This window comes from Rufibacter soli, from assembly GCF_054781795.1.
In genome coordinates, this window is record NZ_BAAGTS010000002.1 from 1,265,870 (window position 1) to 1,281,214 (window position 15,345).

Annotated in this window: 15 protein-coding genes; 10 read left to right on the forward strand and 5 right to left on the reverse strand. The window is 50.2% G+C overall.

Annotated features, from left to right (window positions below; genetic code table 11):
• The first annotated feature begins 618 nt into the window (after positions 1–618).
• From ACYVJQ_RS07165 to ACYVJQ_RS07190, 6 genes are all read left to right on the forward strand, one after another.
• Complete coding sequence (locus ACYVJQ_RS07165) at positions 619–1,488, forward strand: MBL fold metallo-hydrolase (RefSeq protein ID WP_460892389.1); 870 nt, start codon at positions 619–621, stop codon at positions 1,486–1,488.
• Positions 1,489–1,751: 263 nt separating this feature from the next.
• Complete coding sequence (locus tag ACYVJQ_RS07170) at positions 1,752–2,081, forward strand: hypothetical protein (protein WP_460892390.1); 330 nt, start codon at positions 1,752–1,754, stop codon at positions 2,079–2,081.
• A 357-nt stretch (positions 2,082–2,438) separates the two neighbouring features.
• Positions 2,439–2,894 carry a CsgE family curli-type amyloid fiber assembly protein gene (locus ACYVJQ_RS07175; protein WP_460892391.1) on the forward strand — a complete coding sequence of 152 codons (456 nt, stop codon included), beginning with the start codon at positions 2,439–2,441 and terminating at the stop codon, positions 2,892–2,894.
• Positions 2,895–2,924: 30 nt separating this feature from the next.
• Positions 2,925–3,353 (forward strand): curli production assembly/transport component CsgF, encoded by a 429-nt coding sequence (locus ACYVJQ_RS07180; protein ID WP_460892392.1) that lies wholly within the window; start codon positions 2,925–2,927, stop codon positions 3,351–3,353.
• A 62-nt stretch (positions 3,354–3,415) separates the two neighbouring features.
• On the forward strand, positions 3,416–4,825 hold the full coding sequence (locus ACYVJQ_RS07185) for a CsgG/HfaB family protein (RefSeq protein WP_460892393.1): 1,410 nt from the start codon (positions 3,416–3,418) through the stop codon (positions 4,823–4,825).
• Between the two features lie 69 nt (positions 4,826–4,894).
• Positions 4,895–6,397: a carboxypeptidase regulatory-like domain-containing protein gene (locus tag ACYVJQ_RS07190; RefSeq protein ID WP_460892394.1), complete on the forward strand. Its 1,503-nt coding sequence runs from the start codon at positions 4,895–4,897 to the stop codon at positions 6,395–6,397.
• A 148-nt stretch (positions 6,398–6,545) separates the two neighbouring features.
• Here ACYVJQ_RS07190 and hrpB read toward each other — a convergent pair whose 3' ends face one another.
• From hrpB to ACYVJQ_RS07215, 5 genes are all read right to left on the reverse strand, one after another.
• Positions 6,546–9,092, reverse strand: a complete 2,547-nt coding sequence (hrpB, locus tag ACYVJQ_RS07195; RefSeq protein WP_460892395.1) for an ATP-dependent helicase HrpB — start codon at positions 9,090–9,092, stop codon at positions 6,546–6,548.
• A 167-nt stretch (positions 9,093–9,259) separates the two neighbouring features.
• On the reverse strand, positions 9,260–9,751 hold the full coding sequence (locus ACYVJQ_RS07200) for a YciE/YciF ferroxidase family protein (RefSeq protein WP_460892396.1): 492 nt from the start codon (positions 9,749–9,751) through the stop codon (positions 9,260–9,262).
• Positions 9,752–10,092: 341 nt separating this feature from the next.
• Positions 10,093–10,662 (reverse strand): hypothetical protein, encoded by a 570-nt coding sequence (locus tag ACYVJQ_RS07205; protein WP_460892397.1) that lies wholly within the window; start codon positions 10,660–10,662, stop codon positions 10,093–10,095.
• The gene (locus ACYVJQ_RS07210; protein ID WP_460892398.1) at positions 10,663–11,910 is read right to left on the reverse strand and encodes an LVIVD repeat-containing protein; all 1,248 of its coding nucleotides are present in this window, start codon (positions 11,908–11,910) and stop codon (positions 10,663–10,665) included. It lies immediately after the preceding gene.
• Positions 11,911–12,184: 274 nt separating this feature from the next.
• Entirely contained in the window at positions 12,185–12,376 is a 192-nt protein-coding gene (locus tag ACYVJQ_RS07215) for a cold-shock protein (RefSeq protein WP_460892399.1), read from the reverse strand.
• A gap of 413 nt (positions 12,377–12,789) precedes the next feature.
• Between ACYVJQ_RS07215 and ACYVJQ_RS07220 the strand changes: the two genes are divergently transcribed.
• The 4 genes from ACYVJQ_RS07220 to ACYVJQ_RS07235 are packed head-to-tail and all read left to right on the forward strand — an operon-like array spanning position 12,790 to position 15,320.
• Positions 12,790–13,233, forward strand: coding sequence for a hypothetical protein (locus ACYVJQ_RS07220; protein WP_460892400.1), 444 nt, complete (start codon positions 12,790–12,792; stop codon positions 13,231–13,233).
• A 4-nt stretch (positions 13,234–13,237) separates the two neighbouring features.
• Complete coding sequence (locus ACYVJQ_RS07225; protein WP_460892401.1) at positions 13,238–14,332, forward strand: toxic anion resistance protein; 1,095 nt, start codon at positions 13,238–13,240, stop codon at positions 14,330–14,332.
• The gene (locus ACYVJQ_RS07230) at positions 14,332–14,508 is read left to right on the forward strand and encodes a hypothetical protein (RefSeq protein WP_460892402.1); all 177 of its coding nucleotides are present in this window, start codon (positions 14,332–14,334) and stop codon (positions 14,506–14,508) included. The genes ACYVJQ_RS07225 and ACYVJQ_RS07230 overlap by 1 nt, the downstream gene beginning before the upstream one ends.
• On the forward strand, positions 14,505–15,320 hold the full coding sequence (locus ACYVJQ_RS07235) for a hypothetical protein (protein ID WP_460892403.1): 816 nt from the start codon (positions 14,505–14,507) through the stop codon (positions 15,318–15,320). The genes ACYVJQ_RS07230 and ACYVJQ_RS07235 overlap by 4 nt, the downstream gene beginning before the upstream one ends.
• Positions 15,321–15,345: the final 25 nt, after the last annotated feature.

The following is a 15,345-nucleotide window of genomic DNA, read 5'->3' on the forward strand; positions in this document are numbered from 1 at the left end:
CCTTAGTAAAGCCACTGCAGGGCCACAAGCGAGGCGCTCTAAGTAAAGACTGGAACTGGGAAATGCGTGGGAAGGAGTGAAAAGCGTTTTAGGCACGTTTTTCAGAAAACACCCTCAAAACGCAGTAATGCCCTACAATTCTCAGTATCGCTTATTAAGCGCAGACTCCCCCCTTGAGGGGGGCAAAGAGGGGTGTTTACAACAGCAGACATCTCCCTGGTTCAAGTTTTCAACTTGGACCCACCATTCGGGAAGTTTCCAACTTCCCTGAGGCCTTGGCCTTACTCCACGCATTGCATCCCCCTTTGAAGGGTATAGGGGGGGATTACCACTTCTGCAAGCCATTCCCGTTTTAAGCCCGTTTTTATGAAAGTTGCCTTAAAACAGAATTGTTTATCTATAGCAGTCTTCTTTAAACCTATCAAGTCCCTTGCCCAATTAAAGACTATAATTCGGCCCTTTCCCAGATTGCATCATAAGAAGTGTAGAACCTTTTTAGAAAAATTAATGGCCATATCTTAAATAATATGTTAAATAAATTTTGCTCTAAATTAAATAAGACATCTTCTCTCATATAGGAACAAGAGTGAGAAAAACATGTGTTAATTTTGTAGATCTATGGGACTGTTCATCACATCGTTGGCATCGGGGAGTAATGGGAATTGTTATTACATTGGTAATGAGCAGGAAGCGGTACTGGTAGATGCCGGTATCTCTTGCCGTGAAACCGAAACCCGTATGCAACGGCTGGGCCTTCATATGTCTAAGGTGAAAGCCATCTTCATCTCCCATGAGCATTCAGACCACATTAAAGGCTTATCGGTGCTGGCTAAGAAATACCGGCTGCCCGTGTACATTACGCCGGGTACCCGGCAGAACCTGCGCTTCGGACTGGATCTAGAGCTGGTGCGGTCCTTTGAGGCGTATGTTCCGGTGCAAGTAGGGGAGCTTTCTGTACTGGCTTTCCCAAAGTTGCATGATGCCGCAGACCCGCACAGTTTCATGGTTTCTGGCAATGGTATCAATGTGGGGGTGTTTACAGATATTGGGGCCCCTTGTGACCATGTAATCCAGAATTTCAGGCAGTGCCACGCCGCCTTCCTGGAAACCAACTATGATGAGGATCTCCTGGAACGGGGGCATTATCCGTATCATTTAAAAGCCCGTATCAGGGGAAACCACGGCCACTTATCTAACCGGCAGGCCATTAATCTGTTCACAGGCTATAGACCTAGCTGTATGAGCCATGTGCTGCTGGGCCACCTTTCTAAAGACAATAACTGCCCCAACCTAGTACAGGAGCTTTTCTCCACCCACGCCAATGGCACAGAAGTAGTGGTCGCTTCGCGGTACCAGGAAACCAAGGTGTACCATGTGGAAGGCGAGGCCTTGCCCTTACCGGTAACGGCTCCTTTGGTGGTGAAAAAAGTCACGTCGGTTCCTGTTTCAAAACCCAGGATTCAGCAGCTTTCACTTGATTTCTTTTAGCGCCCAATCCAGCGAGACAGTTTAATAAGCAGCCTCTTTGGCTGGGCAAAAATTCCCTTGGCTTTTTAACCTTGAGGAACAGTTAGAAGTTGCTTCTTTCCTGTCTACCAAGGAAGGAGTTACCTTTACTTTAAATAAGAAGTAGGCGTAAAAACCCTGATTTTTACACTGTTCCAAAGATTTACCTGCATTTTTTGCCAACCCTAGAATTACTTCCTACGTTTTCATATCCAAGTATCTCATCTAATAATAAAAATAACACTATGGAAACAAGAGACCTAAAAAACGAAGCTAGAGAATTAAAGAACGCAGCTGATAATTTCAATCCAGAACATAAAGAAGGTCCTGTTGCTAGGACTATTGAAGAGTATACCGCTAAGTTACCTTCAGACTTATTCCTATGGGCAGCCCTGGGATCCATGGCAGTTTCTGCCACCCTCAAAATCATGAAAAAAGATGATGAAGCCTTATTTGTAGGTCAGTGGCCAGCGCCTTTCCTGTTGCTGGGGCTGTATAACAAAATTGTAAAAGTAGAAGGCCATGAAGGCGAGAAAACCGCTGGCAGACGTCCAGCCGGTGCCGGAAACAGATAAGCCTTTCACTTACATAAGTTGAAACAGAAGAGGGAGCCCAGGCTCCCTCTTCTGTTTTCAAGGCTATTCTGTAATGTATAAAGCAAGGTTTTACCATAGGTGATTCTCTTTTAATCAAGGAGTGAGTTGCTCCTTTTGTCCAGATTATCAGTACCCAGAGATGAGTACTTAAAAGTAAGTATCTATAAGGAATTAAATAAAAATTAGTCCTTTATATAGGTTATTTGAAATTTTTATTTTAAATATGTAATACTAACTTGTTAAAGTCTAGTAAATATAGCTAAGGCCACTTACGTACTGCACATGATGGTAATAGGCGCTTTTGGTAGGGTTTGCTTCAACTGTTTCTTTACGGCAATGCTTCTGCTAGCCTTTACCGGGGTGGCGATAGCCCAGGTGGAGACCAAGCAAGACTCCACTTCCAAAAGCCTGGTCAATGAACAGCAGAACCGTTTGACCGAGCAAAAACTAAAGTCATCAGCAGATCTGGAAATAGACGGGCTTATAGTTGATGAAACTGTCACCAAAACCGGACGGACTTTTTATGATATCTTCCACATGCAGTGGGAGGCCCCGGTAGGGGTAAAAAACTTTTCCATTACCATTAAAGAAAAACCGGCCAGGGGCAACTTCTCTCTATTATCTGTAGAGGTAAATGAGGAAAGCATTTTTGAATACCAATTACAGCCCCGGTATGAGATGATTGAAGAAGCGGCTAATTACGTGGTTTCGTTGGTGTATGATTATCTGGTCAATGACCAGTTAACAAAGCTGTTGGAAGCAGAAGGCAAGAAGTTGCGCGAAGTGTATTGAATTCCTTCCCCTAATTTATAAAGCTTGGCTATGAAAAAACTTTACTCTTTCGCGGCGCTCACTTTGCTTCTTTTCCTGTCTCACACCCGTGTATTGGCGCAGGATTTTGTGTATGAGCCCAAGAACCCTGCCTTCGGCGGAAACTCGTTTAATTATCAATGGCTGCAATCCTCGGCTCAGTCACAAGACAAACTCAAGGACCCCACCGCTACCACCCCAGGCTCGGCGGCCAACCAAGACCCTTTAAAACAGTTTCAGGAAAGTCTTAACCGGCAAATCCTTAGCCAATTATCCCGGCAGTTGGTCACTTCCCAGTTTGGCGATGATGGGCTGGCTCCCGGTAAGTATGTGATTGGCAACTACCAGATAGATGTGTCAGAGGGCACAGGCGGCATTTCAGTGGTGATTGTAGACCAGGGCACAGGCAACCAGACCACTGTTACCATTCCTTATTTTTAGCGGGCCGCAGGAAAAGGCGCGTCATTATTTCTTCTCCCTTCATTGAGCATATCCCCCTTTTTATGCTGAATCGCTCCCTTAAGTTCTTTTCCAAGGCCTTTCTTGCGGGCCTTCTTCTTGCGGTAGGTTCCTGCACGCCTTTTTTTAACAACGCCTTTCACACTTCCAGGGCTAAACTAGGAGTACCGGCTCCTGGTAATGAGGCCTTGGTGAACCTGCCGGCGCCGCAGCAAAAAGTGGTGGCAGCGGTGTATAAATTCCGGGACCAGACCGGGCAGTACAAACCCTCTGTGAACGGCAACAACTGGTCAACGGCCATCACGCAGGGCACCACTACCATTCTTTTAAAATCATTGGAGGAGTCTGGCTGGTTTACGCCCATAGAGCGCGAGAACCTGGGGAACCTGATAAATGAACGGAAAATTGTGCGGTCTACCCGCGCCGAGGCTGAGGCCATTACCGGAAGAAAAGAGCCGGTGCTACCCTCCTTACTTTTTGCCGGTATTATCCTGGAAGGTGGCATTATTTCCTATGACGCCAACGTGGTCACCGGCGGGGCGGGGTTGCGGTATTTTGGCGCCGGAGCCTCTGGCCAGTACCGGGAAGACAAAGTCACGGTGTACCTGCGCGCCATCTCTACCAGTACCGGCGAAATCCTGAAAACGGTCTACACCTCCAAAACCATTCTGTCGCAAACCGTAGACTTCGGGCTTTTCCGGTACGTGAAGTTTAAGCGGCTGCTGGAGGCCGAAACCGGTTTTACCTATAATGAGCCTTCAGAAATGGCAGTGAAAGAAGCCATTGACAAAGCGGTGCAGGGCCTTATCATTGAAGGCATTCAGGCCGGTTACTGGAACCTCAAAAACAAAGCCGATCTGGAATCTCCCCTTATCAAAGAATACCAGCAGGAAAAACTAGACGTGAAAAGCACCAATATACACGGGGAGTTAATGGCTGCCAGGCGGGGCCTGGTTGGCGTTAGCGCCGCCGGTGGGGGCATGTACTACAACGGGGATTATACCGGGTCTCAAGTGGAACCCATGGCAGAAATAGGTGTGAAGATTAGCTCCAGAAAAAACCTCGCCGCCGATTTCAAGTTTGGCCGGGGAGCCCTTTCCACCACGGGGGATGTCTACCATAGAACCGTGAACTACGCAGAGCTTAACCTTAATTACCTGCTTTCACCCAAGCTTAAATACTCACCCTACGTGCAGGTAGGGGGTGGTGTGATTGGGGCCAGTTCGTCGGGGAAAAGTGTTTTCAGTGTCTTTGACCAGGAAGGGCTCCAAAGTTACATTAAGGCAGGCATTGGCTATGAATATCTCCTTACCCCACATATTGGTTTGGACCTGAGCGCGCACAGTTCCTATATCCTCAATGACCGCATAGATGGGGTGAGCCAGGGCCGGTTCAATGACTACTTCTGGACGGGTAAACTGGGGGTGAATATTTACCTGGGGGTGTTCAAGTGAGCCGGCCTTCCTTTCGCGGGTGATTTTACTTAAGAGATAGCATATATTCTACATCATATCCTTTTACCCATGCCTAAAATAGCTTCCTTCCTCCGGCTTGCTTGCTTCTTATTTCTAGTTGTTTCCTGTAATGAAGATACCATCAATCCCATTGGTGAGGGCGCTATTGTGGGGGTGGTGCTAGACGCCGAAACTGAAAAGCCTATTGCTGCCGCCACTATTAAAACCAGCCCGGCCACCTCATCCATCATTACTGATACGGAAGGTAAATTTCTCATGACCGACATACCGGACGGGGATTATTCCATCACGGCCAAGAAAACCGGCTACAACTCAGAAACGGTGACCATTGCGGTAAGGGACCAGAAGCAGACCACCGTATACATCCAGTTGGAGCCCGGCACCGGCAATGGCTCTAACCACGCCCCAAGTCCCGCCTTTAACCCAAGCCCGGGCACCGATACCCAAAACCAGCCCATTTCCGTCACGCTCAGGTGGCAGGGCGCAGACCCAGACAAAAGAGACTCCTCCCTTACCTATGATGTGCTCTTATACGAGGCGGGGTCTACCCAAAAAAAAAAGTTAGCTGAGGCTACCAAAGACACTACCATATTGGCCAATGGCCTCATGTATAATACCACCTATTTCTGGCAGGTAATCAGCAAAGACGCCCAGGGAGACAGCACCATGGGCCCCGTCTGGAGTTTCAAAACCATAGACATCCCAGATTTCAGGTTCTTCTTTGCGCGGTCAGAGAATGGCAACTATGATATTTACAGCTCCTCTGGCACAGAGGCTTCCAGTGCCCGTTTAACCAATGCCTTTACCCGCGAGTGGTGGCCGGTTATGAGCCCGGCCCGGGATAAGATTGCCTATTCCTCTAATGCAACCATAGAGCCCCAGATTTTTACCATGAACCGGGACGGCTCCGGCAAAAAGCAGATTACCTCTTTGCCGGTGATCGGGAACCATAACCTGGGCATTGGGTTTGCCTGGTCACCAGACGGCGGAAGGCTGGTGTACGCCAATTATGACCATCTCTATACCATTGACCATGACGGTTTTAACTTAACCCTGGTGGCCACCGCCCCAGCGGGGCGTCACTTCAGAATGGTAGACTGGACCGGCCAGGGCAATAAACTGGTGGTACAAACCATTGGCACCAACATCAATGACTCTGAAATTTACCTCCTGGACGCCGACGGGACCAATATGCGGTTATTGGTGGAGAACTTGCCGGGTCGGGTAGAAAGCCCTACTTTTTCCATTGACGGCAAATACGTCTTGTTTACCCGTGATGTAGATGGCTTTGAGAACAGCACCGGAAGGCAGTTGAATTCGCACATCTTTATGGTAAAGACTGACGGAACCGGATTGGTAGATCTTTCCACCTCTAAACCCAACGGCACCAATGACCTGTTCCCCAGATTCTCCCCAGACGGCTCAAAGGTTATTTTTGTGAACACCAACAATGACGGCCTGGGCGAACGCAGCATCTGGACCCTGGACGTCGCCAACAAATCTACCCGGGTTAAGCTGTTCTCTAACGCAGAAATGCCAGAATGGAAATAACCCAAAGGGCAGGGAAAGCTTTCTGTGCACTTTTATTGTCTAGACAAAAAAAGGGATTGGCGTTTTGGGCCCGTTTTTTCAAAAACGGGCCCAAAACGCCAATCCCTTTTTTTAATAAAATTACAAGCCTTTAAACCAGGTCACAACCTTATTGCGGGCGTTTTTTAGTGCCCCGGGTGGGTGGGGCCGAAAGAGGATCATCTGGCCAGTAATGTTTTGGATAGCGACCACGCAGGTCTTTGCGCACATCAAAATAACCGGAAGCCCAGAAACTTCGCAGGTCTTTGGTCACCTGCACGGGCCGCGAGGCCGGGGATAGCAAGTGCATAAGCACCGGCACTTTGCCGCCGCCAATTCGGGGCGTATCCAGTAGACCAAATACTTCCTGCAACCTAACCGCCAATATTGGTACCGCTGGGTCTGCATAGTCAACGGCAATACGTGAGCCGCTGGGTACTTCCAGGTGGGTAGGCGCCAGACGGTCCATTTCCTGCCGCTGTTCCCAGGAAAAATCTGTGAGTAATATCTCCTGGAAGTTCAGCCTGGCCACCTGGTCCAAGGACCTAAGTCCTAACAGATGTGGCAATAGCCAATCCTCCAGGGTAGAGTCTAGCACAGATTCAGAGACATCGGGCCATTGGGCGGGACTTAGCGAATGCAGAAAGGCCAGCCGTTGCAGAGTACGTTTGGCTTCCTCAGACCAGGGCAGCCGGAAGACGCCTTTTTCCCGCAAAGCCTCCAGCAGAGCCTGAGCCACCAAAGTAGGGTCTGGATTGGGGTGTTGGGCTTCTGCAAGGGTAAGCGCTCCCAATCGGGTTATCTGCCGGCAAACCATGCGCTCAGTGGCGGCATCCCAGCGCACCTCTTCCAGTTGCTCTACCTGGGTTTTGAAATGGTGCAAAATTTCTTCCTTTGAGATAACGGCGGCCGTTAAAACCCTGGGTTTGTTGCCCAGTTCCAGGTGCGCCACGGCGTAGAATTCGGCTTCGCCCAGGAGCTCTGTCTGTAGCGATGCCCGCTGCCCCGAGATGAGCCGTATCCGCCCTGAGGATTCCCGTTGGGCCAGCCGGTCTGGGTAGGCCAGGGCCGTTAATACGCCTATGGCATCTGCCTGCAGTGGCGCCCGCTTCTCCCGAATGCGTTGCCGGAGATTCTGGGCCTGCTCCCGTACTTTTCGCACCGTATTAGCGTCTACCAAATACCCCGGTGTGGGCGGTGACTGCCCGTCCAATATCTCCAACCGAAGGGTTAAATCGGGGAGGGGCTCGGCCCAGGATAGCTGCACGGGTTTTAAGAGGTCGCGGTCCGATAGCAGGGCTGCCAGGTCACAGGCGGTGGTGCCAAAGCCCAGGCCCTGCCCTTTAAGTACCAGGTGCCCCAGGCGGGGGGAGAGACCCAAGGCAGCTAAGGCTTTTCCGTGGGCCGTAGCTTTACCTGTCGTGTCCAGGGCTTCTAGCCGCTGTAAAAGTTCACGGGCCAGGGTGAGGGCCGCAGCCGGGGGCAGGTCCAGCCATTTAAGGGCGGAAGCATCCTGAATGCCCCAGATGGCCAGTTCCAGGGCCAGCCCGGTCAGGTCAGCCTCGCAGATTTCCGGGGTTTGGCGGTCTGCCAGCTGCAATTGGTCGGCGGCGGTCCAGAGGCGATAGCACACTCCAGGCCCCAAACGTCCCGCGCGGCCCCGGCGCTGGTCTGCGGCGGCTTTAGAAACGGGAATGGTGGCCAGGGTGGTGAGGCCAATGCGGGGCACAAATTTAGGGACTCGGGCGTAGCCGCCATCAATGACCACTTTCACGCCTTCAATGGTTAAGCTGGTCTCCGCGATACTGGTGGCCAGCACCACTTTCCGGCGGCCAGCCGGAGCGGGCCTGATAGCGGCCAGCTGCTGGGTAAGGTTCAAATCTCCGTGTAGCAGGTGCAGGTCTACCGTGGCGGGGAGCTTATCTTCCAGGGCCTGGGCTACGCGGCGCATTTCACCCATGCCCGGCAGAAATACCAAAAGGTCTCCTGTGGGCTCCTGGGCCAGGCCCTGCCTGATGGCTTTGGGAACTAACGAATTCAGGCGTTCAGCGGGCCTCTGGCCGGCGGCGGCCACCTCAGCCGGCGACAAGTAATGGGTTTCCACCGGGAATTGCCTTCCCGCACTGGTAATCACGGGGGCCTCCAACCAATTGGCCACGGAGGTAGCGTCTAGGGTCGCACTCATGACCAGCAACCGCAGATCAGGGCGAAGGACCGCCTGGGCATCCAGGGCCAGGGCCAACCCTACATCGGCCTGCAGGCTACGCTCATGGAATTCGTCAAAAATAATGGCGGCAATGCCTTCCAGGGCGGGGTCATTCTGCAGCAGGCGAGTCAAGATGCCTTCGGTGACTACCTCAATCTGGGTTTTCTCAGACACCATGTGCTCCATGCGTACCCAATAACCCACGGTCTGGCCCACGGGCTCACCCAATAGGTCAGACATGCGTTGGGCGGCGGCGCGGGCTGCTAAGCGCCGGGGCTCCAGCATGAGAATCTTGCCCCCGGCGCGCCAATCGGTCTCCAAGAGCGCTAAAGGAACCAAAGTGGTTTTACCGGCTCCGGGCGGCGCCTCCAAAACCGCACGGGTATAGGTGTTTAGGGCTTGGACTAACCGGGGCAGGGCTTCTTTGACCGGCAGATCTGGTAAGGTGGAAAGGATAGGTGAGGAAGGCATAGACAGCCAAAGTTCAGGATTCTTCTTTGTATTTCTTGCGACGGGCAGCAGGAAGTTTTCTCTAACGCTGGCAATCGGCACAGGGAAGAAGCCACACCGCAGAAATTCTGGAAAACAAAAAAGCCTGCCCCGTACAGGGCAGGCTTCTGGTGGTGTTGGTAAATTCTCTACTCGGCTTTCTGGTTGATATACCCTTTGGCGAGTTTGTTGAGGAGCGTATCTGTTTTTTGCTCTTCGGCTAAAGTTACTCTCAATAATTGGGCGGCCTCTACGTGGCCCAGGCGCTCTGCATAATGGGCGGCAGTACCGTAGCCGGCAATTTCATAGTGCTCTATGCGCTGGGCGGAGGCAATGAGGCCGGCGTCTTTTACCTCTGGGGTAGCATCTTCCTCAATGGTTTCCTCGCCTTCCTCTACCAGGCCTTCCATGGCTTTGCACTTTATGCGGCCCGGGCTGATGCCTACCAGTTCGCACACTTTTTCAAGGCGCGCTTTCTGTTCTTTGGTTTCCTCCAGGTGGGTCTCAAAGGCCTTGCGAAGTTTAGCGTCTTCGGTGGCTTTGGCCATTTTAGGAAGCGCCTCAATCAGCTGCTTTTCGGCGCTGTAGAGGTCTTTCAGTTGATGCTCAAATAAATCATCTAAGGTTTTTAATTTAGCCATAGCGGTATAGGTTCTGTTGGTTAGTAATCTCCAAGTCTATACGGGGCGGTCTTTAAAGGGTTAGTGCTTTCAAGGCAGGAAAAAGGGTTTTTTACTCAGCCCAAGGAATAGGGCAAAAGTGAGTTCACTGGACCTAAGTGCTTTCCAACCACTGTTTTTCATCTATTTTCCACGGCCTTTTTTCTGGCCAGAATAGTTAAGAAGGAGAGGTAAGGGCGTAAGAGAGAAGACGTTTTGAGACAGTTTTTAGAAAAACGCCCTCAAAACAGAAATTGCTTTTGTTTAACAAAAGTGGGCTTGTTTGGGCAATGGGTTTTAAGCCTGTTTTTTGAAAACCGGGCTTAAAACAGGAACCCCATTCTGACGGAAAGCCTCTTAAAAGAGTACTCATTGTTAATCAAGGAGCCGTTCCATAAGGTGGTCTGGGTACTGGCATGCTGAAGTTTATATCCCAGGTGAAAAGTGAAGGCGGTCTCATTGCCGGTATTGACCCGGACGCCTAACGCAGGGTTCACCATCCAGCCCCCTGAAGCTTTGCTCTGGTCAGGATTATCATGGAGGAAGGTAGTGCCATAACCGGCATCCAGGCTATAAGTGGGGCTTACGCGCGTGGCAAACAGACTGCCGCGAAGCCCTAAAGCCACAGGGGCTATCAGCACTGCGTTGTAAAAATCCAGCCCTATGGTGGGTCCCACACTCAACATCCGGTGGAACCGGTACCCATTAAAGATAACTAGCGAAGGGGAGGCATCTGAGGTGTTAGGCTGGTTGTTATGGTTCTGTTGCAGCAGGTACCCAATTTCAATCATGCCCATATATTTTTTGGCAGGAGCGGCAGCGGGAATTTCCTGGGCTTGGGTTCGAAAACACAACAATACCAGAAAGGAGAGGAGTAGCGCGTATTTTTTCATTTAGTTGCTTAGGCGGGCCACCGGTATTTTACTGAGCAAAGAAATTTGGGCGGGGTTGCGGTAGTCATATTGGTAAAGACCGTCCTTGCCCACCATTAACAGTGTGAGGCCCAACGGAATCACGTCATAGGCATCCTGATCTTTGTAATGCTTCAGTTGGTTATCTGCCAGTTTGAGCGGGTCTTTGATGTCAAATACTTTGAGGCCGTAAGCACCTTCACACAGGAAAAGCAAGGATTGGTCAATGCCCAGCCCGTGGGGATTTTGCATAGGGAACGTCTTCACCAGTTGAGGGCTGCGCGGATTACTGATGTTGATGAGTTCCAGTTGGTTGGTGAACCCGGCGCAGGCGTTGCCAGACCGTAAGGTTACCCAAGCCAGGTCGCCTTCCACTACCACTGGGTCGCAGGCTCTTACGTGGGCGTAGGTAGACAGGTGCACCGGGCTGGCAGGGTTGCTGTTGTCATAGATGTGCATACCGTTATTAGACCCTATAAAAAGTTTATCCAGATAAGGGAAGATAGTTTCCACGCCCCAGGGAAGGGTAATTTTCTGCCCTTTGGTGGGGTTGGTAGGTTGGGCAATATCAAAGAGCTGCAGCGAGTTGGTGCCTACGGTGTATAGGTGGTTTCCCGTAACCGTGAACCGGGCCATGGACCCACCTTTTCCGCTTGCTCCCCCCGCCGGCATACCCGCCGATGAAAATGTATTGATACCGCTGCTGCGTGCATCAAAGGACCATAACCATGGGCTTGGGTTCCCATTGCAATCTGAGCTATAGGGTTGGGTTACCGTCTTTTCTTCAAACCGGGCCAGAAACGTATTACTGGTCATGTTATTGAAGTAGCCGTACAGGTCAAAGACATTTTCTACCCGTTTCACCAATTGCACCTCTTTTGGGTTGGTAATGTCAATGGCCACCAGGTCAATGTAGTTGTCGGCGTACAGGATATTGTCTTTTACGGCCATGTCTACGTTCCCTGCAATGGCAATAAAACTCAGGATTTGCGGGGCGGCTGGGTTGCGGTTGTCTATGATATGGATGCCCTCCTGTACCTCATTGATGAAAAGGTAATCTCCGAAGGCATAGATTTTTCCGGGTTTGCGCAGCTCGCGGGCCGCCTGCACCTTCACCGAAGAGCGAAGCTCTGCCTTAGTCATGTACACCGGTTCCTGTACCACATAGGTAATGGTAGATTCACACTCATCTTCACAGGAGGCCAGGAAAAAGGGAAGAAACGCGAGCAAAGACAAAAGTGCCCGCCTTTTAAGGAGTAAAAGTTTTGGGTGCATAGGAGTTAGTTTGGAGATGGATTTAAAGGAGCAGGCGAAATCTGCGCATTTATAAGGAAGAGCCTCCTGCTGCCTGAAAGGTTGCACGCCAGGGAGTTAGCGAGAAAATAAATTTGTTTTGGGCCTGTTTTTATAAAAATGGGCCCAAAACAGGAGTGGCGTTAGAGCATAAAAAAAGCCCCTCCTTTGCGGGGAGGGGCTTTTTGTTGATGGTGTTTATGGCGAAAGACTAGGCCAGCTTTACGTTGATGGCGTTTAGTCCCTTTCTTCCTTCCTGAAGTTCATAGACCACCTCGTCGTTCTCTCTGATTTCGTCTACCAAGCCAGATACGTGCACGAAGTACTCTTGATTGGTGTTGCTGTCTTTGATGAAGCCGAAGCCTTTGTCATCATTGAAGAATTTTACTGTTCCTTGATTCATATTGTTGTTATTATAGCTTGAAGACACTCCTATACGGGCAAACGTTCAATAGAGTACCATAAAAATCTTAAAATTTTTCAAATAAGGGTTTAGGGCCGTTAAAGGGTGTTTTAAGCACGACCTTAATTTCTCCAGTGCAGGATATGCAGATAAATTACCTTTCAAACCCTAATTTTTCCTTTGCCTAAGCGACTAATAGGAATGGGAGAGAAACATACTCCTGTACAGCCAAGTTGAGGACAAATTTTCCTTACGCTCAAATTGGGCTTCCTATTGAAAAGTAGGAGGATGGGGTAGTAAGCAGAGGAGGCTGCTTTTTTGAGGTGTCAGACGGCACAGCAAACAGAAATGGTTTCGCGTATACATAGAAAGAAAACGCAGAGTTATTCGTTACTTGTAAAACAGAAAGACTTATGATATTCCTTCTTATATTTTTTATTGGGGCCTTTGCCGGATACCTCTACGGGTTTAAAATCAGACCTGACCAACAGTTGCGCCACGCGCTGCAGGAGATTAGGGAGAAAGGTACCCTATTATTGGAAGATGCCCGTAAAGGCGTCTATAAAACCATTGTCACAGACCAAAACGCTTCCTCTGAATTAGTGGTGGAAGTGAAAGAATTGGCCCTTACCCAAGCTGGGCAGGTGAAAGTAGAGTACTTGAGTGCTTTCTACAAGAACCCGGCATTCAGGACCAGGAAAGGCGAGGCCCTTCTCCAGGAAGTGCAGGGCCTCCTTGGCGATTACCTGCCCCAGAATGAGATTGAATGGTATGATACCTCGGCCCGCCAGGAAAACATAAAAGAATTGATCCAAACCTTAGACCAGGTGCAAACCACCCACCTGGCAACCAAATAAACCTATGGAGAACCAAGAAATCACCCTGTCTGAAAATAAGGAGCTGGTACAGCAGAAGGCGCTGGAAATCTCCAAGACCATAGACCCCACCAAACCCGAAAGCCTGAGCGCCTTCGGCGTGGAAACCCAGCGCAAACTAGGTTACTACTCCAATGAGTTGCTCACCAAAGTGAAGGCCAAAGATTCGGGAGACGCCGGGGCGGCCATCAATGAGCTGTTGGCGCAGATCAACATGATCAAAATAGATGAGACCGAAAAACCCGGTTTCTTCTCGCGCCTGCCCTTCATGAAGAAGATCACCGACAAGTCTAAAAAGCTGGCCAGCCAATACAACTCCGTTTCTGAGAACGTAGATGACGTGGTGGTGAAACTGGAGAAAACTCGTCAGAGCGTCTTAAAAGATACCACCGGCCTGGAAGTGATGTTCAAGCAAGTGGTGGAGTACATCCATGAGGTGCGCGCGCTCATTGCGGCTGGCAAAATGAAGATTGAGGAGATTGACAGCACCATTATTCCGCAGTTGCAGGCAGAAGTGGAAAGCAGCGGACAGGACGAACTTGTGGTGCAGAAACTAGCCGACATGGTGGCCTTTAAGGAGCGTCTGGAAAAGAAAGTGCATGATTTCCTGCTGTCGCATACCATTGCCACGCAGTCTATGCCCCAGATCAGGATGATCCAGACCACCAATGACGTGCTGGCCCAGAAGATCCAGAACTCCATTGTGACCGTGATTCCGGTTTGGCGCCAGCAGGTGGCCATCGCCCTGGGGCTTGAGAAACAGCGCAAGGCCCTGGAAATCCAGAAAAAGGTGACCGATACTACCAATGAAATGCTGATCAAGAACTCCCAGATGCTTAAAACCAACGTGGTAACAGCGGCCCAGGAGAACGAGCGAGGCATTGTGGATGTAGACACGCTCAAGAAAGTAAACAAAGACATGGTGGAAACCTTAGACGCCGTGCTCAAAATCTCTGAGGAAGGCAGCCGCAAACGTGCCGAAGCCGTGAAGGAGCTGGCCCTGGTGCAGGAAGAGCTTAACAGTAAAATAATAGGCAGCCTGAGCAGCGGCACCAAGTCCAAACAGATTGAAACCGAATAATGACCCCCGAACAACCCAATGAAAGTACCAAAGCGGGCATCCTGACGCATGAGCAGGATGCCCTGCTTGATTTATACCTAAGTCACCTTGACATGTATTTTGAGAATCTTAAAACCTCTGAGAAAATTCAGGTGGAAATAGAGACGCTCCACCTTAAAAGAATTTTGTCTGCATGATAGATTTTCTGCGTTCTCTTTTTGGGGTGCAAGACGAGGCTGGCGAACGGATGGTAGTGGGGGCACCCGTTGATTTCGGGCTGAGGGATGTAGCCTACATTAAAGATTCCAACCAACGCTTAACCCAACTGCAGGACCTGGCTGCCCGGTACCATGCCACCCCCCACGAGGCTAAACTGAAGGCGGTGTATGAAAAAACCAGGCATATCCATACCTATCTGGTTTCCAGAAAACGGGTACACGACCTGGAGATTTTCCACCTGCAGAATACAGACCATTTCATTAGCACCTACACGGCTATCATAGACGTGCACCACCGTCCGGCAGACCCGGGGAAAAGTGCGGCGGAATCTCCTCTGCAAGGGAAACCCGGTAAACCGTCACGAGTAAGGTTATCTGAGAAACGGGCCGATTTGCCAGATTTGGTAAAGCCCATCCAAACCTCGGTGCAGAAATATGACGCTGGTGAAGCCAGGGTGCAGGTGCCCCGACTATTGATACCTGATATTTCCATTAATACCTTTGAGAAGGTCACCTATTATACAGAAGACAAGACCGGTAACCTTGTACCAAACCAGGTGGGATTTACCTCTTCAAAGGGAGAGAAAGAAGCCTTTCAGCACTACATGGCAACTACCTTGGGGCTGGAAAATGTGTCTTATGTAGGAAATACTTTAGTTACCATTCCTAACAGCAACGGCATTACGCCTACCGGCTTGGTGCCTGTTCTGCACTGGGAAAGTTTTCTGTACGCCGTAAACCTAAATGACATGCGTCTCTTCCCGGTGCGTATCTACCGCAAGGGTACCTAGCGAAAAGACATTTAGGAACTCTACG